Origin of the sequence: Dactylosporangium sp. CA-139066 (assembly GCF_050936175.1) — a bacterium.
Taxonomy (GTDB): domain Bacteria; phylum Actinomycetota; class Actinomycetes; order Mycobacteriales; family Micromonosporaceae; genus Dactylosporangium.
The window spans coordinates 3,863,147-3,883,745 of record NZ_JBNJNH010000001.1; the positions used below are offsets into that span (position 1 = coordinate 3,863,147).

The window sequence follows — 20,599 nt, forward strand, 5'->3', positions numbered from 1 at the left end:
AGGTGGACATGACGGATGCTGAACTGATCGACCGGCTGACCACCACCTCACGGGTGTCTGCCCCTCGATCGGCAGATTCGCGCCCAACCTGACGGATTCCGCCCGGACGGGCCGTGTGACGGCCCGCCCGGCGGCGTCAGGCACCACGGCGGCCGATCCGGCACCGCCGAGCCGCCGGTCAGCCCTTGGACGAGCCGAGGGACAGGCCGGCGATGAACTGCTTCTGCAGCAGGACGTAGACGACCAGGGTCGGGGTCGCCGCGATGAGTGCGGCCGCGGCGATCAGGTTCTGGTTGGCCACGAACTGGCCCTGCAGGTTGGCCAGGGCGGAGGTGATGGGCCGGCGGTCGCCGGTGGAGATCAGCGTGATCGCCCAGAAGAAGTCGTTGTAGATCCAGGTGGTCAGCAGCGTGGCGAGCGCCGCCAGCGCGGGGCGGCACAGCGGCATGGTGAGCCGCCAGTACCGCGTCCACAGCGAGGCGCCGTCCAGCAGTGCGGCCTCGTCCATCTCGGTCGGCAGCGTCTTCATGAAGTTGCTGAGCACGAAGACGCAGAAGCCGAGCTGGAAGGAGATGTTGATGACGATGAGGCCGGCGTAGGAGTTGTAGAGGCCCAGCGCCAGATAGATGCGGTACAGCGGCGTGATGATGACCTGCGGCGGCAGCAGGTTGCCGGCGGTGAACAGGATCAGCAGCGCGATGTTGAACCGGAAGCCGACGCGGGAGACCACGTACGCCACCATCGAGGCCAGCAGGAGCGTGACGACGACGGCGGGCACCGTGACGTACACCGAGTTCAGGAAGAAGCGCCACATGTCCGACTGGGTCCACGCGTCGGCAAAGTTCTGCAGCGTCAGCCGGTGCGGCAGCGACACGTAGCCGTCGCGGTTGGTCTCGGCGATCGGGCGCAGCGCCACGTACAGCGCGAACAGGATCGGGGTCACCCACAGCGCCGTCATGATGATCATGAAGGTGGTGGAGGCGATGCGGGCGGCCCGGCCTCTCATCGCTGTTCCTCCCGTCGGAAGGCCTGCCACAGGAACAGGGAGATCGGGATGAGGGAGATGACGAGCAGCACGACGCCGAGGGTCGAGCCGAAGCCGATGCGCTGGGTCTCGCCGACGATGTTCTGGGTCACCGCGACGGACAGCAGCTCCAGGCCGCGCAGGGGGTTGCCGTTGCTGGTGATGTAGACGAGGTCGAACGCGCGCAGCGACTCGATGACGGTGACGACGAGCACGACGATGTTGATCGGGCGCATCGCCGGGAACACGACCCGCCAGAACGTCTGCCACGCGTTGGCCCCGTCGACGACCGCGGCCTCGCGCAGCGCCGGGTCGACGGCCTTGAGGCCCGCGAGGTACAGCACCATGACGTACGGCGCCTGCCGCCAGCTCGCCTCGACCAGCAGCGCCCACAGGTTGAGGCTGGGATCGCCGAGCCAGTCGATGAGGTTGTCGTTGTGGTTGTGGCCGATCAGCGTGTTGATGAGCCCGAAGTTCGGCGAGTAGATGAGCTCCCAGACGATGCCGATGAGCGCCAGCGACAGCATCACGGGCAGGAACAGCACGCTCTGGTACAGCCGGCTGCCCCGGATGCCGCGGTCGAGCAGGACGGCGAAGAGCATGCCCAGCGGCGTGGCGAGCACGATGAACACGCCCAGCCAGATCGCATTGTGTTGTACCGCGGGCCAGAAGTCGGGGTAGTTGGTGAACGCCTGCTCGTAGTTCTTCGTCCCGACGAGGCAGCCCGGCTGCGGGATGCCGGGCGCGGACGGGAAATCCGAGCAGGGCCGCAGCCGCACCGACCCGACGCCGGTCCACTTGGTGAACGACAGCAGCACCGACGCCAGGGCGGGGAACCAGACGAACGCGGCGTCGAGCAGGATCGGCACGCCCAGCATCGCCGCCGCGACGGCGATGTCGCGGCGGGTGAGGGCGTGGCTGCGCTTCCGGCGCCGGGGCGTGCGCACCGGCGCCGGGGCGGGCTTGCGGGGTGTCGTCAGAGTCATCAGCTGAAGATCGTCTTGGCCTGGTCTTCGGCGTTCTTCTGGATGGTGGCGATGGTGTCCGGGGTCGGGGAGTCGATGAACTGCTGGATGAGCTTGATCATCGTGCTGGCCATGTCGGGCACGGTGTCGCGGTCCATGAACTGCGAGACGTTCTTGCACTTGGCGATCTCGGCCACGGACTTCTTCTGGATGTCGTTGTACGTCGGGGCGACCAGCCCGTTGGCGAGGCCGACGTCCCAGTGGTCGGTCTCGAGGAACTTCGACTCGGCGTCGGCGGTCCCGATGTACTGCAGGATCTTCTTCGCCGACGCGCTGTTCTTGCCCTTCTTGGGCAGGATGAAGCCGTCGGTCGGGGCGTCCATGTAGTCGGTGCCGTAGCTGGGGTTGATGGCGGGGAAGACGAAGAAGTCGAGGTCGGGCAGGTTGGCGGCGTCGTAGTTGGCGGCGACCTGGTTGGAGCCCTGGAACATCATGCCGGCCTGCTTGTTCTCCAGCGCCTTGGCGGCGTCCTGCCAGGTGCGGCCGTTGGCGCCCTTCTGCTGGTACGGCGCCAGCTCACGCCACTGGTCGAAGACCGCCTTCACGCCGGGATCGGTCCACGGCACCTCGTGCTTCATGAGCTTGATGTGGTACTCGTACCCGTTGATCCGCAGGTTGAGGATGTCGAACGTGCCCAGCGCCGGCCAGCCGTCCTTGTCGGCGAACGCCAGCGGCACGAGGCCGTCGGTCTGCATCTTCTTCGACAGCGCGACGAACGCGTCCCACGTCGTGGGGACCTCGTAGCCCTTGGCCTTGAAGACGCTCTTGTTGTAGAAGACGACCCACGGGTAGTTGTACAGCGGGACCAGGTAGTAGTGGCCGTCGAGGCCCTTGCTGAGGTTCTTCGCGGCGTCGTTGAACGTGCCGCCGATCTTCTCCCAGACGTCGTCGATCGGCGTGAGCAGGCCCTGCGCGGCGAAGAACTGCAGCCGGTAGCCGGCGAACCAGGTCGCCAGGGAGTCCGGGGTGCCCTGCAGGTAGTTGCTGATGTTGTTCTGGAACGTGTTGTGGTCGGTCGTGTTCACCGAGACCTGGACGCTCGTGCTGCCGGTCGCCTGCTGCATCAGCGCGGCGAAGGCGGCCTTCGGCGCGGCGTCGGAGTAGTTGGAGCCGAAGGTCACCGGCCCCGTGCCGTTGTCCCCGCCGGTCGCGGGCTGGCCCGAGCTGTCGTCACCGCACGCGGCGAGCAGGGCGCCCGCGGCGGCGGCCCCGAACAGGCCTTTGAGCGCGGAGCGGCGGCTGAGCGGATGTGTCATCGATACCTCCGAGGAGAACGAAAAACCAACATCTCCCAACGAAACTCAACGCAACGAAAGCGCCGATTCTCAAGATTGTCAATCCCCGGCAATATCACGAAGCGGTTGCGGTTGTTGCCGAGGTGTGGCCCGCCAAGGTCAAAAATGGCGTCTTGAGCTGGCGCTACGCCATGCCGACGGTCGCTCGCGGGCCGGCGGCGCCCACGCGAGTGTGGCCATCGAGCATGTTGCAACGTTGAAAGGCGTTGGGTATTCGGCGGATCGGGACCGGTCGTTCAATCAGATATTGACATTAGACAACACCTGGCCGCAGGATTCCAACGCATGGTGGTCACAGGTTGCACGCCGGGCGACCGGCGGGGCCGGCGATGCTAGCCTCCGTGCGGCGCCTGGCCATCTACTCGATCATCGAGCGCGACGGCGCCGCCGAGACCGGCCGGCTGGCCGAGGCGTTCGGCGTCTCCAGCGGCACGGTGGCCCGCGACATCAAGGACCTGCACGACAGCGGGCTGGTGCAGCGGGTGCGCGGCGGCGCGGTGCGGGTGACGGCGCCGAGCGCGGCGGGGCGGGTGCGGGCGGTCCGGATGGTCCGGGCGCTGGCCTCGCTGCAGCGCGCGAGCCGCGCCGCGGTGGCGCTCGAGGCGAGCGCCTTCATCGCCGAGGGCAGCCGCATCGCCCTGTCCGGCGGCCCGATCTCGCTGCTCGTGGCCCATCGGGCGGCGCGCACGGCCGGCGTCTGCGCGATCACGTACTCGCTGGCCGTGGCCGAGGGATTCCGGCAGTACGCGGGCGAGGGCCAGGCGCTCGTGCTCACCGGCGGCGTGCTCGACCATGACCGCAACGTGCACGGCGCCCTGGCCGCGCGGAACCTGCGCTCGGTGCGCGTGGACGTCGGCTTCGTCGAGGCCGACGGCGTCGACCGGGCCCACGGACTGTCCAATCTCGACGGTGGCGCGGCCGAGCTGAACCGGGCGATCGTCATGAGCGCCGAGCGGGTCGTGTTCCTCGCCGAGCACTCCGCCTGGGGCCGCGCCGCGGGGCACCGGGTGGCCACGCTGGACGGCACCACGCTGCTCGTCGTCGACTCCCTGCTGGCCGAGCCGGCCCGCCGGGCGGTCCGCGACGCCGGTGCCCGCCTCGTCATCGCGCACTGACCGGCCCGGCCGCGGGAACCGCTCGCCCGGCCCGCTCGCCCGGCCCGCTCGCCTGGCCCGCTCGCCCGGCCCGCGCGACCGCTCGGCGAGCCCCGGCCCGCGTCCGGGCGACGCGTGGAATGTCAGGTCTTGACAGAACCCGACACGCCCATCAGGCTCGCGTGGCAACGGCGCTCGTTATCACACATTTTCGATCATGACCGCATGCCGACAAACGCGCGCGCCTGGCGTCGCCTCGGCCGTGCGCCGTTGCCGAGGTCGCCCGAGTGCGCGTGCGTCCGCTCCTCGAACCTGTTCCGCCAGACAGTGAAGGGGTCTCCATGCACCATGCACGTCGCGGCCTCGTCGCCCTCGCGGCGACCAGCCTGCTGGCCACGACCCTCATCGGGCTCACCGCCGAGCCCGCGGGAGCGGCCACCACCACGATCAACGTCAACGGGGGCATCGTCGGGCGCACGTTCGACGGCGTCGGCGCGATCAGCGGCGGGGGTGGCAACTCCCGCCTGCTCGTCGACTACCCCGAGCCGCAGCGCAGCCAGATTCTCGACTACCTGTTCAAGCCCAACTACGGCGCCGCGGTGCAGCTGCTCAAGCTCGAGATCGGCGGCGACGCCAACTCCACCGACGGCTCCGAGCCCAGCCACGAGCACGTCCGCGGGGACGTCAACTGCAACGTCGGCTACGAGTTCTGGCTCGGCGAGCAGGCCCTGGCCCGCAATCCCAACATCCGCATCGTCGCCCTGCCGTGGGCCGCGCCGGGCTGGATCGGCGGCGGCAACTTCTGGTCGCAGGACATGATCGACTACGACGTCGCGTGGCTGAACTGCGCCAAGGGCCACGGGATCACCGTGAACTACCTCGGCGGCTGGAACGAGCGCGGCCACGACAGCACCTGGTACAAGAACCTGCGGACCGGCCTGAACAACGCCGGCTTCGGGTCTGTGCAGATCGTCGGCGACGACAGCGGCTGGGGTATGGCCGACGAGTTCGCGGCCGATCCGGCGCTGAAGAACGCCGTCGGGGTCCTCGGCAACCACTACGTGTGCGGGTATCTGTCGCAGGCCGACTCGTGCAGTACCACCTCCAACGCCCGATCCAGCGGCAAACAGCTCTGGGCCTCGGAGTTCGGGTCCCAGGACGACATGACCGGCGTCGTGCCGTTCATCCGCACGGTCAACCGCGGCTACCTCGACGCGGAGATCTCCGGCTACATGAACTGGCCGCTCATCGCCGCGATCACCCCGAACCTGCCGTACGCCACCGTCGGGCTCATGGACGCCGGCTCGCCGTGGTCCGGCGCGTACCGGGTCGGCCGGAACCTGTGGGCCAACGCGCACTACGCGCAGTTCACGCAGCCGGGCTGGAAGTACCTCAACAGCTCCGCCAGCGGCTACCTCGGCGGCAACCGCGCCAACGGCAGCTACGTGTCGCTGAAGTCCACCAACAACACCGACTACACCACGGTGTACGAGACCAGCGGCACCACCGCCGCGCAGACCGTGAACGTCACCGTGTCCGGCGGGCTCAGCACCGGCACCGTGCACGTCTGGGCGACCGACATGGGCTCGTCCAACCCGAACGACTGGTTCGTGCGCGCACCCGACATCGCCCCGTCCGGCGGCGCCTACAGCCTGACCCTGCAGCCCAACCGGATCTACACGCTCACCACCACGAGCGGGCAGGCCAAGGGCACGGCGGCGAGCCCCGCGGCGCACGCCCTCGCGCTGCCGTACTCCGACAACTTCGACGGCTACGCCGTGCGCAAGCAGCCCCGCTACACCGAGGACATGCAGGGCTCGTTCGAGACCCGCGCCTGCGCCGCCGGCCGGTCCGGCACCTGCCTGCAGCAGGTCGCGCCGCAGCGGCCGATCAACTGGCAGGACGACAGCGACGCGTACACCCTCATCGGCGACCCGGCCTGGAACAACTACACCGTCAGCGTCGACGTGAACCTGCAGCAGGCCGGGACGGTCACGCTGCTCGGGCGGGCCAACACGCAGAGCCGGCCGCAGAACCGCCAGGCCGCCTACCAGCTGCGCGTGGCCGACACCGGCGCGTGGTCGATCGTGCGGCACTCCAACACCAACACCGACACGACCCTGGCCTCCGGCACCCGGGCCGCGCTCGGCCTCAACACCTGGCACACGCTGAAGCTCGGCTTCTCCGGCGGCCAGATCACCGCGACCGTCGACGGCACGAACGTCGGTACGGCGAACGACTTCACCTACGGCAGCGGCCAGGCCGGCGTCGGCGTCGTGGGCTACCAGACCGACCAGTTCGACAACCTCACCGTCACCGCCAATTCCGGCCCGGTGCTGAGCGTCCTGCGCGGCGCCGAGTCGGGCCGCTGCGCCGACGTGCCCGCGCTGTCGCAGACCAACGGCACCCAGCTGGCGCTGTGGGACTGCAACGGCGGCGCCAACCAGACGTTCACGCTGACCGCTTCCAAGCAGCTGCAGGTGTACGGCACCAAGTGCCTCGACGTCGACGCCGGCGGCACCGCCGACGGGGCGAAGGTGCAGATCTGGGACTGCAACGGCGGCGCGAACCAGCAGTGGAACGTGAACGCGGACGGCACCGTGGTCGGCGTCGGCTCCGGCAAATGCCTCGACGCGACCGGGCACGGCACGGCCAACGGCACGCTGCTGGAGATCTGGACCTGCAACGGCGGGGACAACCAGAAGTGGGCGCGGTCATGAGCATGCTCAGACTGGCGGCGGCGGCGCTGCTGCTGCCGGCCGCCGCGGTGCTCGCCGTCCCGGGCACCGCCTCCGCGGCCACCACGTGGACGGTCAGCGGCCCGTCGACCGGCTCGCCGACGGCCGCCCAGGTCAGCCTCGACAACGGCGCGCTGACGTTCGCGGTGTCCAGCGGGGGCCAGACGGTGCTGTCGCCGTCCCCGATCGGCATCGTCACGACGGCGGCCGACCTGACCCGGAACCTGACGTTCACCGGGCGGACCGACCGCAGCGTCACCGAGGCGTACTCCATGACGACCGGCAAGCAGCGAGCCCGCAGCACCACCTACAACGAGAGCACGCTGTCCTTCACCGGCAGCGGCGGCGCCCGCCTCGACGTGGTGGTGCGGGCGTCGAACACCGGCGCCGCCTACCGGTACGTGCTGCCGGGCAGCGGGTCGGTGACGGTGAGCCGGGAGGCGTCGTCGTGGACGGTGCCCGCCGCGTCCACCGCGTGGCTGGTCCCGCCGCAGGCCGAGGACCAGGGCCGCTGGTTCCAGACCACCGCCGGCGGGGCGCCGACCGGCAACAACTACCGGATCCCGGGGCTGTTCGAGGTCGGCGGCCGCTTCGCGCTCGTCGCCGAGACCAACCTCGACGGGCGCTACGCCGCCTCGTACCTGACGCACGCGGCGGGCTCCGGGACGTACACCCTGGCGCTGGCGAGCGGCATCACCACGACGCTGCCGCTGAGCACGCCGTGGCGCACCGCGGCCGTCGGCGACCTGGCGACCGTGACGGGCTCGACGATCGTCGACGACCTCGCGCCACCGTCCAAAGTGGCCGACACGTCCTGGGTCAAGCCGGGCACGGTCGCCTGGTCGTGGCTGACCGAGCACTCCAGCCCGTCGGACGAGAACCGGCAGCGGCAGTACGTCGACTTCGCCGCCCGCAACGGCTGGGGCTACGTCCTCATCGACGAGGGCTGGTCCTCCAGCTGGGCGCCGTCCGTCGTGTCGTACGCCCGGTCCAAGGGCGTGCAGGTCATCCTCTGGTTCAACTCCGCCGACCTGAAGACCGCCCAGCAGCGCGAGAACTGGCTGCCGCTGATCAAGAGCTGGGGCGTGGCCGGGGTCAAGGTCGACTTCATCTACGAGGACACGCAGCCGACGCTGCAGTGGTACGACGCCATCCTGGCCCGCACCGCCGAGCTGCAGCTCATGGTGAACTTCCACGGCACCGCCACGCCGCGGGGCCTGCAGCGCACCTGGCCGCACGTGATGTCGGCCGAGGCGGTGTTCGGGGCGGAGCAGTACCTGCGGGCCGACTTCAACACCATCCTGCCGTTCACCCGCAACGCCATCGCCGGCATGGACTTCACGCCGGTCGTGTTCAGCCTGGCCAACCGGGACACCACGGACGGCCACGAGCTGGCCACGGCGATCGTCTTCGAGTCCGGCTGGCAGCACCTGGCCGACAACCCGGCCAGCTACGAGGCCCGGCCGGAGGCGGTGCGGATCCTCGACCAGCTGCCGACCGCGTGGGACGAGACGCGGCTGCTCGGCGGCCGGCCGGGGCAGGAGGGGTACCTCGCCCGGCGGGCCGGCGGCCGCTGGTTCATCGGCGGCATCTCGGCCCTGGCGGCCAAGACGTTCACCGCGCCGCTGTCGTTCCTCGGCGGCGGGCAGTGGTTCGTCGAGACGGTCCGCGACGGCTCGTCCGGCCTGCTGCGCGAGACGCGGGTCGCGACGAGCGCCGACACCCTCAGCGTGCCGGTGGCCACGCGCGGCGGGTTCGCCACCGTCGTGTGCCCGTATGCGGCCGGGATGAGCTCATGCGGTACCAGAGACGTGCCCTTCGCCCTGAAGGGACGCCAGTCGGGCCGCTGCGTGGACGTGCCCGCGCTGTCGCAGACCAACGGCACGCAGCTGGCGCTGTGGGATTGCAACGGCGGGCCCAACCAGATCTTCACGCCGACCGCTTCGAAGCAGCTGATGGTGTACGGCGGGACGAAGTGCCTGGACGTCAACGGCGCGAGCACCGACAACGGCGCGAAGGTCCAGATCTGGGACTGCAACGGCGGGACGAACCAGCAGTGGAACGTCAACGCCGACGGGACCGTCGTCGGGGTGGGCTCGGGCAAGTGCCTCGACGCGTACGACAACGGCACCGCGAACGGCACGGTGCTGGAGATCTGGTCGTGCAACGGCGGCGACAACCAGAAGTGGACCCGGACGTAGTCCGGCCCGCGTTCACGATTTGAAGTGGGCGGCGTCCAGCGCGGCCTGCAGGGAGCGGCGGTAGCCGTCGCTGGTCACCGTCGCTCCCGACACCGAGTCGATGCGTGCGCTCTGCGCCCGCAGGACCTCGTCGCGCAGCATCGGCACCGCGTAGCTGTTGATCTCGTGGTCGCGCCGGTTGCCGTCCGGCACCCGCAGCGCGGCCACCTCGGTGATCTTGCCGCCGGCGATGGTCACCTGTACCTGGACCGGCCCCCAGCGGGTCTGCACGACGGTGCCGTTGACCACGGTCGTGCCGGTCGCGGCCGACGCGCCCGCCGACGCCTCGGGCGCGGCCGGCACCACGCCCGGCGCCGCCCCGACGACCCCGGGCTGGTTGGGTGCCGTGGCGCCCATCGTGCTGGTCCGGTAGCTGAACAACAGCACCAGCACCGCCACCGTGGATACCAGCCACAGCGTGATCCGCCTCATCCGCGTGCTCCTACCAGTTGAACCGCTCCGTGTGCAGGCGCTGCGGGGGTACGCCGGCGTCCAGCACGGCCGCCGAGGCGGCCCGCATCCAGGCGTCCGGACCGCAGACGAAGACATGATGCTCGCGGATGCCCGGCACCCAGCGGCGAAGCTGGTCGTCGCGGAAGCCCGCCGGCACCCAGGAGCCCTCCCGCGAGCGCGGCCCGACCAGGTAGCCGATCCGCAGCCGGCCGGCGGCCACCGCGGCGTCCAGCTCGGCGGCGAAGACGAGGTCGTCCGCCGCCCGTGCGCGGTACAGCAGCGTGACCGGCGCCCGGATCTCGTCGAGCAGCGCGCGCAGCGGCGTGATGCCGACCCCGCTGGCCAGCATGGTGACCGGCCGCCCGTCGGCCGGTGGCGCGGTCATCCGGCCGTAGGGACCCTCGACGATCACCCTGGTGCCGGGCCGGAGCGTCGCGACCCGCCGGCTTCCCTCGCCGAGGTCCTTCACGGTCAGCCGCAGCCGGTCCGGGCGGGGCGCCGCCGACAGAGAGTACGGGTTGGCCCGCGACCAGCCCGGCCCGTCGAGGAAGCGCCAGAGGAAGAACTGCCCCGCCCGGGCCGGCAGCCGGTCGAGGTGCCGGCCGCGCAGGTGCACCGAGAACACCCCGGGGCCCTCCGGGACGACGGCCGCGACGACCGGCCGGTGCCGCAGGGTGCGCCAGGCCGGCAGGCCCAACCGGAACAGCACGAGGCCGCCCGCCGCGCCGAGGTACAGCGTCCACCAGTACGCGCGGGCCGGCGCCGAGGCGACGAAGTCGGTGCCCGTCCACAGCTCGTGCGGCAGGGCCAGGCCGACGCCGAGGTACGCGTACAGATGCAGCAGATGCCACGACTCGTAGCGCAGCCGGCGCCGGGCGGCCCGGACCGACGACACCACCACCATGGTGAGCGCGACGGACGCCGCGGCCGCCAGCAGCATCCCCGGGTAGGTGACGACCAGCCGCCACAGCTCGCCCAGCACGCCCGCGTGGTCGCTCGCCGCATAGCCGATGGTGATCAGGACGATGTGCGCGAGCATCAGGTGGAACGACGTGAACCCGGTCCAGCGGTGCCAGCGGGCGAGGCGGTCCTGGCCGAAGCTGCGCTCCACCCACGGCACGCGGGCCATGAGCAGCACCTGCAGCAGCAACAGGTCGGCCGAGACCAGCCCGGTGAGCCGGCCCAGCGAGGACAGCCCCGGCGCGGCGCTGCCGAGGTCCTGCAGGCCCCGGCTGTGCACCCAGAGCGCGACGACCACGAGCACACTGAGCATCGCCGCCGCCCCGGCGACGTCCGCCCACCCGCTCCATGGCTGCCGGCCGGTCCGCATGGTGACCGGTGCTACTTCTCGCCGGCGGCCGCGCTGCGGCCCCAGACCGCCTGCGCGCCGGAGTCGCCGACCCGGATGACCTGGACGAGGCTGGCCAGCGCGACGGCGACGGCGAGCACCGCGACCACTGTGTGCGTCACGGGCCGCGACGACCCGGCGGCGCGGCGGCGTTCCAGCCAGACCAGTGCGACGGCGGCCGCGAGCAGCGGTACCGCGAAGTAGATGAGGCTGTCGCCGAGCTCGGCGTGGTCGTGGGGGAGGCCGACGCGCTCGGCGAGCTGGTCGCCGGTGCTCGTGGCGATCGGGATCGCCACGGTGGCCAGCGCGGCCAGGCCGATCACGACCGGCCCGAAGCGGGCCCGCCAGGCGGGCCGGACCGCGATGGCGATCACGCCGAGGGTGGCCAGCGGCAGCAGGACGACGACGGCGTGCACCACGAGCGGGTGCAGCGGGAGGCCGTTGATGGTGTCAGGCACGAAGGCCACTGTGCCCAGCCGTTCTCAGAGTTTTCTTAGACCACCGCGTGTCAAGCTGGACCCCGTGGTCGACGCCCCTACACCGCCCCGGCTGCTGCTGGTCGAGGACGACCGCCGCCTCGCCGGCGTGCTCGAGGAGCTGCTCGCCGACGAGGGCTACGTCGTCGACCCGGCCCGCGACGGGCAGCAGGGGCTGCACCTCGGGCTCTCCCGCTCGTACGACGTCCTCGTGGTCGACCGGCGGCTGCCGGCGATCGAGGGGCTGGAGCTGCTGCGCCGGCTGCGCGGGCGCGGCGTCACCACGCCGGCGCTCGTGCTCACCGCCCGGGCGACGGTCGCCGACCGGGTGGAGGGGCTCGACGCCGGGGCCGAGGACTACCTCACCAAGCCCTTCGACGCGGACGAGCTGCTGGCGCGGCTGCGCGCCCTGCGCCGCCGCCACCCGGACCGGGCCGACCTGCTCCAGCTCGGCCGGCGCTGGCTCGACGTCACGACCCGGCAGGTGCGCGACCAGGCCGGCGCCGTGGTGACGCTGTCCGATCGCGAGTGCGCGCTGCTGCAGACGCTGGCCGGCCGGCCGCAGCAGGTCTTCAGCCGCAACAGCCTGCTCACGCTGGTGTTCGACGACGGCGCCAACCCCGGGGTCGTCGACACCTACGTGCACTACCTGCGCCGCAAGCTCGGCCGGCCGGTGATCCGGACCGTGCGCGGCCTGGGCTACCAGTTCGGCGGCGCATGACCGTCGACCCCGAGTCCCGCCTGCTGCGCCGGGCCACCGTTGCGATCGCAGTGCAGGTCGCCGCGGCGGTCGCGGCGACCGTCGCGCTGGTCAGCGTGCTGGCCTTCTCGCTGACCATCCACAGCGAGCACCGCGACGAGGAGCGCACCGTCCGCGCGGTGACCCTGGCCGCCGGCGCGGACCTGACCGGCACCGACGGGGTCGTACTGCTGCGGCGCACGCCGGAGGGCGAGGTGGCGGCGAGCCCCGGCACGCCGGCCGCCGTGCTGCGCGTCGACGTCGCCCGGTTACGGCCGGGGCGTGGCAACACGTCGGCGGGAAACCGCGAGTTCGAGGTGTTCGTGGTGGACCGCGCCGACGGCACGCGGACGGTCGGCCTGCTCGACGTCACCGCCCGGGAGGAGTCGGGGGAGCGGCTCATCGGATCGCTGCTGCTCGCCGGCCTCGTGGGCATCGCCGCGGCCGCCTCGATCGGTGCCGTGCTCGGCCGCCGGGCGGTGCGCCCGCTGGCGCGGGCCCTGTCGCTGCAGCGCCGCTTCGTCGCCGACGCCAGCCACGAGCTGCGCACCCCGCTGGCCGTGCTGCACACCCGCGCCGAACTGCTGCAGCGGCGGCTGGCCCGCGGCGCCGACGCGGAGCGGATGCGGGCCGAGGCCGACGAGCTGGTCGCCGACACGCGCGCGCTGCGCGAGGTGGTCGAGGACCTGCTGCTGTCCGCCGAGCTGTCGCACCGCCCGGCCGGCGGCGAGCCGGTCGACGCCGCCGAACTGGCCCGGGAGCTCGTCGCCTCCGTGGCCCCGCACGCGCAGACGCAGGACGTCACGCTGTGCACCGACGCCGGCGAGGAACCGGTCATGGTCACCGGGGTCCGCTCCTCGCTGCGGCGCGCCCTGGCGGCGCTGGTCGACAACGCCATCGCCCACGTCGCCGCGGGCGGCACCGTCACGGTCGCCGTGAGCGGCACGCAACGGCAGGTGCTCCTCGCGGTCGTCGACGACGGCGTGGGCCTGGACCCGGCGCAGGCCGAGCGGCTGCTGGCCCGTTTCGCCCGCGGCGAGCAGCCGGCCGACCGGCCGGGCCGCCGCTTCGGCCTCGGCCTGGCCCTCGTCCGGGAGGTGCTCGAGGCACACGGCGGCCAGCTGCGCATCGAGGGCAGCCCGGGCCAGGGCGCCCGCTTCACCATGATCCTCCCGGCCGCCGCTGTTTAACGCCGGCCGTCCGCGTCCGTGGGGCGCTGGACGAGCCGGGCGGAGACGCTCAGGTCGACGTGCCGGCCGACGAGGATGCGCGGGACCCGGATGCCCGCGTCGCGCAGGTCCAGCCGCGCGGTGCCCGCGGCCGACAGCCCGCCGTCGATGGACCCGTCGATCCATAGTGGAGTGTTTCGGCCCGCGACGCGGAACCGGGCCGCGGCACGCCACCCGGTCGCGGTGGGTTCGATGCGCTCGGCGGTGATCTCCATGTGCGGGTGGTGCGCCACGTCGAGGAAGCGCGGCCCGCGCAGGTCCCGGTCGCGGCGGCGGTTGCCGGTGTCGATCGACGCCGGGTCCAGCGTGCCGGACAGCCGCACCGGGCGCCCGTCCGGGTCGATCTCGATGGTGCCGGCGGTCACCGCGATCCGCCCGCGCACGATGTTGAAGCCGAAGTTCCGGGCCGCGAACCGGGCCCAGACCGGTGCCTCGATGGTCCAGGTCTGCATATGGCGAGCCTGCCGCGGCGGGCCGCCGCGGACATCCGTACCGCCACTGAACCGGGCACTGAACCGGACGGGCCCGACCGGTCCGGTCGGGCCCGTCCGTTCCGGGGTGAATGCTCAGTAGATGGTCACGCCGAAGTGGCTGGCCGCCGCGCGGGCCGGCTGGAAGAACGTGGTGCCGCCCGAGGTGCAGTTGCCGCTGCCGCCGGAGGTGAGGCCGAGCGCCTTGGTGCCGTCGTAGAGCGGTCCGCCGGAGTCGCCGCCCTCGGCGCACACCGTCGTCTGGATGAGCCCGCGGACGGTGCCGCCCGGGCTGCCGCTGTAGCGGACGGTCGCGTTGAGCGCGGTGACGGTGCCGCTGTGGGTGCCGGTGGTCGACCCGGTGCGCTTCACGGCCTCACCGACGTACGCGTCGGCGACCGTGTAGCCGCCGGGGTGGCTCAGCGACGTGTTGCTGTAGCGCACCAGCGCGTAGTCACTGCCCGGGAAGGTGTACCCCACGTTCGAGCCGATCAGCGTGGTGTGGCCCGAGTTGGTGTACCACGTGGAGGCCACCGCGCCGCAGTGCCCCGCGGTGAGGAAGTAGTAGGTGCTCCCGCTGACCACGTTGAAGCCGAGCGAGCAGCGGTACTGCCCGCCGTAGATCGCCGCGCCGGCCGACAGCAGCGGGGAGAACACGCCCGCGGTACGTTCGACCCGGACCGCGCCGCTCTGCTTGAGCTTCGCGATCGCGGCGTCCGACACCGTGCTGTCGGCCGTCACGACGACGTGCCCGCTGGCGGCGTCCGTGTGCCAGGCTATCCCGGCGACCCCGGACCGTTCGACGGTGTCGCTGGCCGCGGCGAGCTGCCCGGCACTGTAGCCGGGCGCCGCGAGGGCCCCCGCCGGGAACGCGAACGCCCCGGCGGCGAGTGCACCGAAGACGGCGGCGATCAGCCGCGAGCTCCGGCGCCGTGCGTGAACTGCATTGTCCATCGTCAGCTCCTTTCAGGCCGGCGGTGGGAGAGGTGGTCCACCGGCTTCCTGACGCTGCCCTTGAGTATTGGCGTCCATCGATGAGATTGCAACAGTGGGCTGCATCGATGGCCGGAGCTGCCGAGTCGCGGCGTCAGCGGCGGCACGTCCACCGCACCGGCACGACGGGGTCGTTCTTGCTGCGGGTCAGCCAGCCGACCGCGGTCCTGCCGTCCGCGCTCATCGACGTCACCACCGCCGACTCCCCGTCGGACAGCACCGGCATCTCCAGCACTGTCCCGTCCTCCCAGAGCGCCGGCGGGGTGTCGTCCGCGCTGCGCATCACGACGCCGAACATCCGCCCGGACGCGTCGACGGCACCCGGCACGAACGTGCCGAGCTCGCGCGCCTCGCCGGTCCTGAGGTTCCAGCGCACGCCCTGGTCGAACCACGTGCTGCCGTCCTCGAAGGAGCCGATCGCCCAGTCTCCGGCGATGTGGTTCGCGCGGTGCGCTGGAGCGCCGTCGGAGCGTGTGAGCAGCCGTGGGGTGCCGTCCGGGCCCCACACGTACGACTGCGGGTCGTTCCCGGGCTCCAGCCCCTGCCCGGCGACGGTGCCGTCGTCGGCGACGCTCGCGGCACGGGCGATCGCCGGGCTGGTCGTCACGTACGCGAACTGCTCGGGGTGCGCCACACTCCAACGCACGATCCGCGCCTTCGTGTCCCGGCCGCCCTCCTGCCACCGCGCGGTGCCGACGATGTCGCCGGCGGCGTTGATCCCCTCCGCGGAGACCATGCCGGCGCCCGGCGGGGTGGCGAGCGTGGTGAACGTCCCGTCCTTGAGGATCCACGGCACCGACGTGTCCGCGCCGCCGCTGTTGCCGATCACGACACCCGCGGTGCTGACGCCCGACGGATAGGGGTTCGGCAGCGGCGCGCCGTCCACCGGCTGCAGCACCCCGTCCGTCCACAGCAGCACCGTGCCCCTGCCCTGCTCGGCGTCTGGGCGCTCATCCAGTGCGCCCACCGCATACCGCCCTGCCGGGTCGACCGCGACGACGGTGGCCGGGCCGTCGCCCGGCGTGGGCAGCCGCTGCACGTCGCAGCCGTTGCGGGTCGGCGCCGCCGTCGGACGCGGCGTTGCGATCTGCGGCGGCTGCCGCTCCAGCGCGAAGGCCGACACCCCGATGAGGACGGCACCGACGGCGACGCCAACCGCGGTGACCGCGAGCAGGCGGCGGCTTCGCTCGCGGCGCCGGCCTTCGGTGAGCGCCCGCACGATGTCCACCTTGGACGGCGGCATCGGCTGCGGCCGCATCAGCGGCGTGAGGGCCTGGGCCTCGAGTTCGTCGTTCACCAGGCACCTCCGCTGGGGTACTTCGCAGCGGCACTCCCCGCCCGCGACCTGCCCGCCTCGGCGGTGCCGAGGATGCGGCGCAGGGCGGCCAGGCCGTCCGACGTCTGACTCTTGACGGTGCCGGGCGCGCAGCCGAGCGTGGCGGCGACCTCGTTGACCGGCAGGTCGTACAGGAAGCGCAGCACCAGCACCGCCTGCTGCCTGGCGGGGAGCCGGCGCAGCGCGGCCCGGACGACCAGGGCGTCGTCGGTCGGCTGCGCGGCGGCGGCCCGTTCGGGCAACCGGTCGGTGAGCCAGGTTTTCGCCCACGCGCGGCGCTGCTCGGCGAGGAACGTGTGGACGATCATCTTCCGCACGTACGCATCGACGCTGTCCGCCGCCCGGACCTGCCGCCACTTCAGGTACAGGCTGGTCGCCGTCGTCTGCACCACGTCGTCGGCGCGGTCGAAGTCGCCGGTCAGCAGGTAGGCCAGCCGGCGCAGGTGCGGCATGCGGACGCGGAGGTACTCCACGTACTCCCGCTCGAACTCGTCACGCAACCAGGGCCCCTTCCGCCGCTCCAGCCCTCAGATGCGCCCTGGCCGCCGATCGGTTGGGTCCGTCAGGTCGGTATCCCGTTCAGCAGTGGCACAGCAGCCGCACGATGATGCAGTCCTCCTCGAGGCTGTCGAGGTAGGCGTTGGACTGCCGGGCGTAGGCGCTGCCGGCGTCCTGGCGTTCCCGGAGCCCCGCGAACGGACCGAGCTGGTCGGGGTCGATCCACCGGCCATCGATGGTCAGCAGGGCGTAGCTGGTCACGGCCCACGCGGCCGCGTCGTCGAACACCGGCTGGGGGTCGCGGGTGAAGCTGGTGATCGGGTCGGCGTTGGGCCCGAGCACCCAGATCCCGAGGCTCGGGTAGCGTTCCCAGGCCGACTGGTGGTTGAGCGCACGAACCAGCGGCTGGGCGTGGTGGTCGGCGACGGCCACCTCACGCGGGTAACCTTCCGGGTCGGCTTCGTGGCGCGCCAGGAACGCGGTCAACGGCTGCGCCGCAGGGTGGTCGGCGACCAGCCTCTGGAAGTCGCGCTGCTCGGCGTGCCATTCAGCGCGGGCCCGGTCGACGGCCTGGCGGCGCGTCGCGTCGAAGTCGAGCAGGCCCCGCGGCCCGCCGTCGCAGTGCAGCGGCTCGAGATCGTCATCCCCGTGGACGAGTCGCGGATCGCCGTCGTGCTCGGGCCTGACCGCGAATCGGTAACCGCGGCTGGCGTCGATGCGCCACCAGTCCCATTCGCCGGCCGGATTCCAGTCATCGGTGAGGTTCTGGTCGAACGGCGCCATCGCGGCGGCAAGCTTGGCGTGGACCTCGTCGGCTGCGCACGGCTGCAGGCAGACGTTGACTCGGAACTTCGTCATGGCTCCCCCTTCAGCCGTCGATGGTCGGGACTCCGAGAGGATGGCATCGAGGGCCGCGCCCAACAACGGCTTTTACGAGCCGAGCTTCCGACCGGCGTCGCTGGCCCGCGCCGGCGCGGAGGTTGGGTGCGCCGGCGCGGGCGAGCTCGAAGCGGGTACGGATTCGCTCAGCCGGTGAACTGCCGGAAGATGTTGCTGAAGCCGTAGTTCGGCTGGGTGATGCCGCTGCACGTACCGCTCAGGGTGCCGGCGGCGCATCCGAAGTCGCGGTTGATCGCCCAGAAGCTCAGCCGGGCCATGTGTTGCTGCTGAGCGAAGGCGAGCAGCAGCTGCGCGTCGGCCAGCGTGAACTTCTCGGTCGGGTCGTCGTTCTGGCCGATCATCGGGGTCGCCGCGATCATGGTCCACAGCTGCGCGTCGCTGCGCCCGGGCAGCAGCGTCTTCAGCTGGCTCTCAACCTTCTTCAAGGCGTCGATGCTGGCCTGGCCCATCCGGCTGCCGGACACGCCGTCGTAGTAGTCCATGGTCATCGGGTTGACCACCTCGAACTCGAGGCCGCGGGTGACCGCCGACTGCAGGACGTAGAGGTTCTCGCCGCTGAGGCCGCCGGCCGGGCTGACCCCGAGCGTGAACGACAGGTGGAACGTCTTGCCGGCCGCGCGCAGGTTGTCCTGCATGATCTTCAGCGCGTCGTTGCGCTTGTCGACCACCGCGCGGTCGAGGTTGTTGTGCACGTCGCCGTGCTCGGCGTCGATGTCCAGGTACGTCGTCGCGTATGCGGTCAGCACGCTCTGGTACGCGGCGGCGATGGCCGCCGGTGTCGTGCAGTGGCTGACCAGGTCGTCGGCGTCCCAGCCGCCGGAGGAGACGATGATGTCGCCTCCCATCGCGCGCAGCCGGGCCACGTTGCCCCGCAGCCGGGTGTCGTCGGTCGACCAGATCGGCTGGCAGTTGCCGGTGCCGTTGACGAATCCGAGGGTGTAGAACTTCTGCCCGCTGTCGGTGGCGAATTTCGCCACGTCGTCACCGATGAACGTGGCGATGTAGGGCGCGAAGGGAAACGCCTTGGTGGTCGGTGGGGTGCTGGTGGGTGGGTTGGTGGGGCCGCTGCCGGGGAGGGTCCATTTCTGGTTGGCGCCGCCGCCGCAGGTCCAGATTTGCAGGCGGGTGCCGTCGGCGGAGCTGACGCCGGTGGCGTCGAGGCATTTGCCGGAGTTGGTGTTGATGAGCTGGCCGTTGGTGGCGGTCCATTTTTGTGCGCCGGTGCCGTTGCAGTCGTAGAGCTGGACTTTGGCGCCGTCGGCGGTGCTGGCGGCGGTGACGTCGAGGCATTTGCCGAGTGCCTGGATGCTGTTGTCGGTGTTGGCGACGGTCCAGGTCTGGGCGTTGGTGCCGTTGCAGGTCCACAGTTGTACGGCGGTGCCGTTGGCGGGGTTGGCGCCGGCGACGTCGACGCATTTGCCGCCGAATCCGGTGATCGGCCCGCTGGCGGCGGCCGAGGCGGCGGTCATGCCGGCGGCGGCCACGCCGATGACGGTGACGGCCGTCGCGGCGACGGCGAACCCGATACGCCGCCGCGACCGGCGTCGGGTGGTGGTTGAGGGTGTCACGTGCGGCTCCCTTTCTGGGCGGCGCCCGCACCGGACCGTGGGTTGGGGGTGGTCCGCGTGTCAGGCGGGAGTCGAATCTGTCAAGACTGTTAACAGATCCACCGGAGGCTATTCCGCTATCCCAAAGCAAGTCAATATAAGACTTGAATTAAGCTACTGAGCTGCCGCTTTAAGCTTCTTGCGGCATGTGGCGGCCGACGGTACTAGGGTGACCCGGACGGACTTCCCCCCGGGCCACCGGCATTTCACGGGAGCGTTTGTGGACGAGACGAGCGACGAACAGGCAGCCGTGCGGATCGCCGGTGCGGTGCGCGAATGGGACCTGGGCGCCACGTGCCTGGCCGCACTGGCCGTGGTCACCGACGGCGCGGCCGGCGGTGACCTCGCCGCCACGGCTCGCGCCGTCATGGCCGCGGCCGGGCTGGGCGACGTGCTGGCCGATCCGCCGCGCATGCCGTTCTCCGCGGAGCAGGTCCACGGCATGGCCGCCTCGCCGCTGCTGCAGGCCACCGCGCTGGTGAGCGGATCGCACGCCGACTGGTCGGCCCACAGCGACGAAACGCTGATCGCGCAGGGCCGGGCCAGCGCATCGGCGGCGACGCTGTTCACGACGTTCGTGCTGCCACACTTCGCGGGTTTCGCCGACCGCCTCGCCCGGCCGGGCGCCCGGATGCTCGACGTGGGCACCGGCGTCGGTGCGCTCGCGATCGGCTACGCCCAGGCGTTCCCGCAGCTGCACGTGACCGGCCTCGACGTCATGCCGAGGGTACTGCGGCTGGCGCAGGCCCAGATCGAGGCGTCCCCGGTCGCCGAGCGGGTCGAGGTACGCCAGGCGGACGTGGCCGAACTGGCCGACGAGGCCGCCTACGACCTCGCCTGGATTCCGGCGCCCTTCATTCCCCAACCGGCCTTCAGCAACGGCGTCGCCCGCATCGCCGCCGCGTTGCGACCCGGCGGCATGCTGATGATCGGGCACGGCATCTACGAGGGCACCGAACTGGAGAACGCGATCGCCCGCTTCAAGACCGTCGGCTACGGCGGCACGCCGCTGGACGGCGAGTCGGCGGCACGGCTGCTCGCGGCGCACGGTCTGACGGCGATCCGCCGGATCCAGCTTCCGCCCGGCGCACCCGGCCTGACCGTGGGCCTGCGCTGACCGCGAGGCGTCGCCGG

General features: G+C 71.6%; 18 protein-coding genes. 6 read left to right on the forward strand and 12 right to left on the reverse strand.

Annotation, left to right across the window (positions count from 1 at the left end; all coding sequences use genetic code 11):
- Window positions 1–178 precede the first annotated feature (178 nt).
- Genes ACQEVU_RS17660 through ACQEVU_RS17670 form a run of 3 tightly spaced genes read right to left on the reverse strand, consistent with a single transcriptional unit; the run spans window position 179 to window position 3,305 of the window.
- Window positions 179–1,006: a carbohydrate ABC transporter permease gene (locus ACQEVU_RS17660; protein ID WP_433324739.1), complete on the reverse strand. Its 828-nt coding sequence runs from the start codon at window positions 1,004–1,006 to the stop codon at window positions 179–181.
- Window positions 1,003–2,010, reverse strand: coding sequence for a carbohydrate ABC transporter permease (locus ACQEVU_RS17665; RefSeq protein ID WP_433324741.1), 1,008 nt, complete (start codon window positions 2,008–2,010; stop codon window positions 1,003–1,005). Before ACQEVU_RS17665 ends, ACQEVU_RS17660 begins: the two co-directional genes overlap by 4 nt.
- Window positions 2,010–3,305, reverse strand: a complete 1,296-nt coding sequence (locus ACQEVU_RS17670) for an ABC transporter substrate-binding protein (protein ID WP_433324743.1) — start codon at window positions 3,303–3,305, stop codon at window positions 2,010–2,012. The genes ACQEVU_RS17665 and ACQEVU_RS17670 overlap by 1 nt, the downstream gene beginning before the upstream one ends.
- Window positions 3,306–3,685: 380 nt before the next feature.
- On the opposite strand from ACQEVU_RS17670, the gene ACQEVU_RS17675 reads away from it, so the two are divergent.
- The 3 genes from ACQEVU_RS17675 to ACQEVU_RS17685 all read left to right on the forward strand — a co-directional run bounded on the left by ACQEVU_RS17675 (window position 3,686) and on the right by ACQEVU_RS17685 (window position 9,377).
- Window positions 3,686–4,459 (forward strand): DeoR/GlpR family DNA-binding transcription regulator, encoded by a 774-nt coding sequence (locus ACQEVU_RS17675; protein WP_433324745.1) that lies wholly within the window; start codon window positions 3,686–3,688, stop codon window positions 4,457–4,459.
- 320 nt (window positions 4,460–4,779) lie between these two features.
- Window positions 4,780–7,158 carry a ricin-type beta-trefoil lectin domain protein gene (locus tag ACQEVU_RS17680; protein WP_433324747.1) on the forward strand — a complete coding sequence of 793 codons (2,379 nt, stop codon included), beginning with the start codon at window positions 4,780–4,782 and terminating at the stop codon, window positions 7,156–7,158.
- Window positions 7,155–9,377 (forward strand): glycoside hydrolase family 97 catalytic domain-containing protein, encoded by a 2,223-nt coding sequence (locus tag ACQEVU_RS17685; protein WP_433324749.1) that lies wholly within the window; start codon window positions 7,155–7,157, stop codon window positions 9,375–9,377. The genes ACQEVU_RS17680 and ACQEVU_RS17685 overlap by 4 nt, the downstream gene beginning before the upstream one ends.
- A 12-nt stretch (window positions 9,378–9,389) precedes the next feature.
- Here the strand turns inward: ACQEVU_RS17685 and ACQEVU_RS17690 are convergent, their stop codons facing one another.
- From ACQEVU_RS17690 to ACQEVU_RS17700, 3 genes are read right to left on the reverse strand one after another with little or no spacing between them, the layout of a single operon-like run.
- Window positions 9,390–9,848 (reverse strand): FMN-binding protein, encoded by a 459-nt coding sequence (locus ACQEVU_RS17690; RefSeq protein WP_433324751.1) that lies wholly within the window; start codon window positions 9,846–9,848, stop codon window positions 9,390–9,392.
- Between the two features lie 10 nt (window positions 9,849–9,858).
- On the reverse strand, window positions 9,859–11,199 hold the full coding sequence (locus tag ACQEVU_RS17695; protein WP_433324753.1) for a ferredoxin reductase family protein: 1,341 nt from the start codon (window positions 11,197–11,199) through the stop codon (window positions 9,859–9,861).
- A gap of 11 nt (window positions 11,200–11,210) precedes the next feature.
- Window positions 11,211–11,675, reverse strand: a complete 465-nt coding sequence (locus ACQEVU_RS17700; protein ID WP_433324755.1) for a DUF2231 domain-containing protein — start codon at window positions 11,673–11,675, stop codon at window positions 11,211–11,213.
- Between the two features lie 64 nt (window positions 11,676–11,739).
- Between ACQEVU_RS17700 and ACQEVU_RS17705 the strand changes: the two genes are divergently transcribed.
- Both ACQEVU_RS17705 and ACQEVU_RS17710 read left to right on the forward strand, forming a co-directional pair.
- The gene (locus tag ACQEVU_RS17705; protein ID WP_433324757.1) at window positions 11,740–12,414 is read left to right on the forward strand and encodes a response regulator transcription factor; all 675 of its coding nucleotides are present in this window, start codon (window positions 11,740–11,742) and stop codon (window positions 12,412–12,414) included.
- On the forward strand, window positions 12,411–13,622 hold the full coding sequence (locus tag ACQEVU_RS17710; protein ID WP_433324759.1) for a sensor histidine kinase: 1,212 nt from the start codon (window positions 12,411–12,413) through the stop codon (window positions 13,620–13,622). The genes ACQEVU_RS17705 and ACQEVU_RS17710 overlap by 4 nt, the downstream gene beginning before the upstream one ends.
- On the opposite strand, the gene ACQEVU_RS17715 is transcribed toward ACQEVU_RS17710, so the two are convergent.
- The 6 genes from ACQEVU_RS17715 to ACQEVU_RS17740 all read right to left on the reverse strand — a co-directional run bounded on the left by ACQEVU_RS17715 (window position 13,619) and on the right by ACQEVU_RS17740 (window position 19,426).
- Window positions 13,619–14,113 carry a YceI family protein gene (locus ACQEVU_RS17715; RefSeq protein ID WP_433324761.1) on the reverse strand — a complete coding sequence of 165 codons (495 nt, stop codon included), beginning with the start codon at window positions 14,111–14,113 and terminating at the stop codon, window positions 13,619–13,621. The two genes, ACQEVU_RS17710 and ACQEVU_RS17715, sit on opposite strands and share 4 nt — an antisense overlap.
- Before the next feature lie 114 nt (window positions 14,114–14,227).
- Window positions 14,228–15,085, reverse strand: a complete 858-nt coding sequence (locus ACQEVU_RS17720) for a S1 family peptidase (RefSeq protein WP_433324763.1) — start codon at window positions 15,083–15,085, stop codon at window positions 14,228–14,230.
- 133 nt (window positions 15,086–15,218) lie between these two features.
- Window positions 15,219–16,421: a hypothetical protein gene (locus ACQEVU_RS17725; protein ID WP_433324765.1), complete on the reverse strand. Its 1,203-nt coding sequence runs from the start codon at window positions 16,419–16,421 to the stop codon at window positions 15,219–15,221.
- On the reverse strand, window positions 16,418–16,960 hold the full coding sequence (locus tag ACQEVU_RS17730; protein ID WP_433324767.1) for a SigE family RNA polymerase sigma factor: 543 nt from the start codon (window positions 16,958–16,960) through the stop codon (window positions 16,418–16,420). Before ACQEVU_RS17730 ends, ACQEVU_RS17725 begins: the two co-directional genes overlap by 4 nt.
- Window positions 16,961–17,039: 79 nt before the next feature.
- Window positions 17,040–17,816: a hypothetical protein gene (locus ACQEVU_RS17735; RefSeq protein ID WP_433324769.1), complete on the reverse strand. Its 777-nt coding sequence runs from the start codon at window positions 17,814–17,816 to the stop codon at window positions 17,040–17,042.
- Between the two features lie 167 nt (window positions 17,817–17,983).
- Complete coding sequence (locus tag ACQEVU_RS17740; RefSeq protein ID WP_433324771.1) at window positions 17,984–19,426, reverse strand: ricin-type beta-trefoil lectin domain protein; 1,443 nt, start codon at window positions 19,424–19,426, stop codon at window positions 17,984–17,986.
- Window positions 19,427–19,685: 259 nt separating this feature from the next.
- On the opposite strand from ACQEVU_RS17740, the gene ACQEVU_RS17745 reads away from it, so the two are divergent.
- Entirely contained in the window at window positions 19,686–20,582 is an 897-nt protein-coding gene (locus ACQEVU_RS17745; RefSeq protein WP_433324773.1) for an SAM-dependent methyltransferase, read from the forward strand.
- Window positions 20,583–20,599: the final 17 nt, after the last annotated feature.

Excerpts from the sequence above, each read along its gene's own strand:
- ACQEVU_RS17660 (WP_433324739.1), bottom strand. The coding sequence starts at position 1,006 with ATGAGAGGCCGGGCCGCCCGCATCGCCTCCACCACCTTCATGATCATC.
- ACQEVU_RS17665 (WP_433324741.1), bottom strand. The coding sequence starts at position 2,010 with ATGACTCTGACGACACCCCGCAAGCCCGCCCCGGCGCCGGTGCGCACG.
- ACQEVU_RS17670 (WP_433324743.1), bottom strand. The coding sequence starts at position 3,305 with ATGACACATCCGCTCAGCCGCCGCTCCGCGCTCAAAGGCCTGTTCGGG.
- ACQEVU_RS17680 (WP_433324747.1), top strand. The coding sequence starts at position 4,780 with ATGCACCATGCACGTCGCGGCCTCGTCGCCCTCGCGGCGACCAGCCTG.
- ACQEVU_RS17685 (WP_433324749.1), top strand. The coding sequence starts at position 7,155 with ATGAGCATGCTCAGACTGGCGGCGGCGGCGCTGCTGCTGCCGGCCGCC.
- ACQEVU_RS17690 (WP_433324751.1), bottom strand. The coding sequence starts at position 9,848 with ATGAGGCGGATCACGCTGTGGCTGGTATCCACGGTGGCGGTGCTGGTG.
- ACQEVU_RS17695 (WP_433324753.1), bottom strand. The coding sequence starts at position 11,199 with ATGCGGACCGGCCGGCAGCCATGGAGCGGGTGGGCGGACGTCGCCGGG.
- ACQEVU_RS17710 (WP_433324759.1), top strand. The coding sequence starts at position 12,411 with ATGACCGTCGACCCCGAGTCCCGCCTGCTGCGCCGGGCCACCGTTGCG.
- ACQEVU_RS17715 (WP_433324761.1), bottom strand. The coding sequence starts at position 14,113 with ATGCAGACCTGGACCATCGAGGCACCGGTCTGGGCCCGGTTCGCGGCC.
- ACQEVU_RS17720 (WP_433324763.1), bottom strand. The coding sequence starts at position 15,085 with ATGGACAATGCAGTTCACGCACGGCGCCGGAGCTCGCGGCTGATCGCC.
- ACQEVU_RS17735 (WP_433324769.1), bottom strand. The coding sequence starts at position 17,816 with ATGACGAAGTTCCGAGTCAACGTCTGCCTGCAGCCGTGCGCAGCCGAC.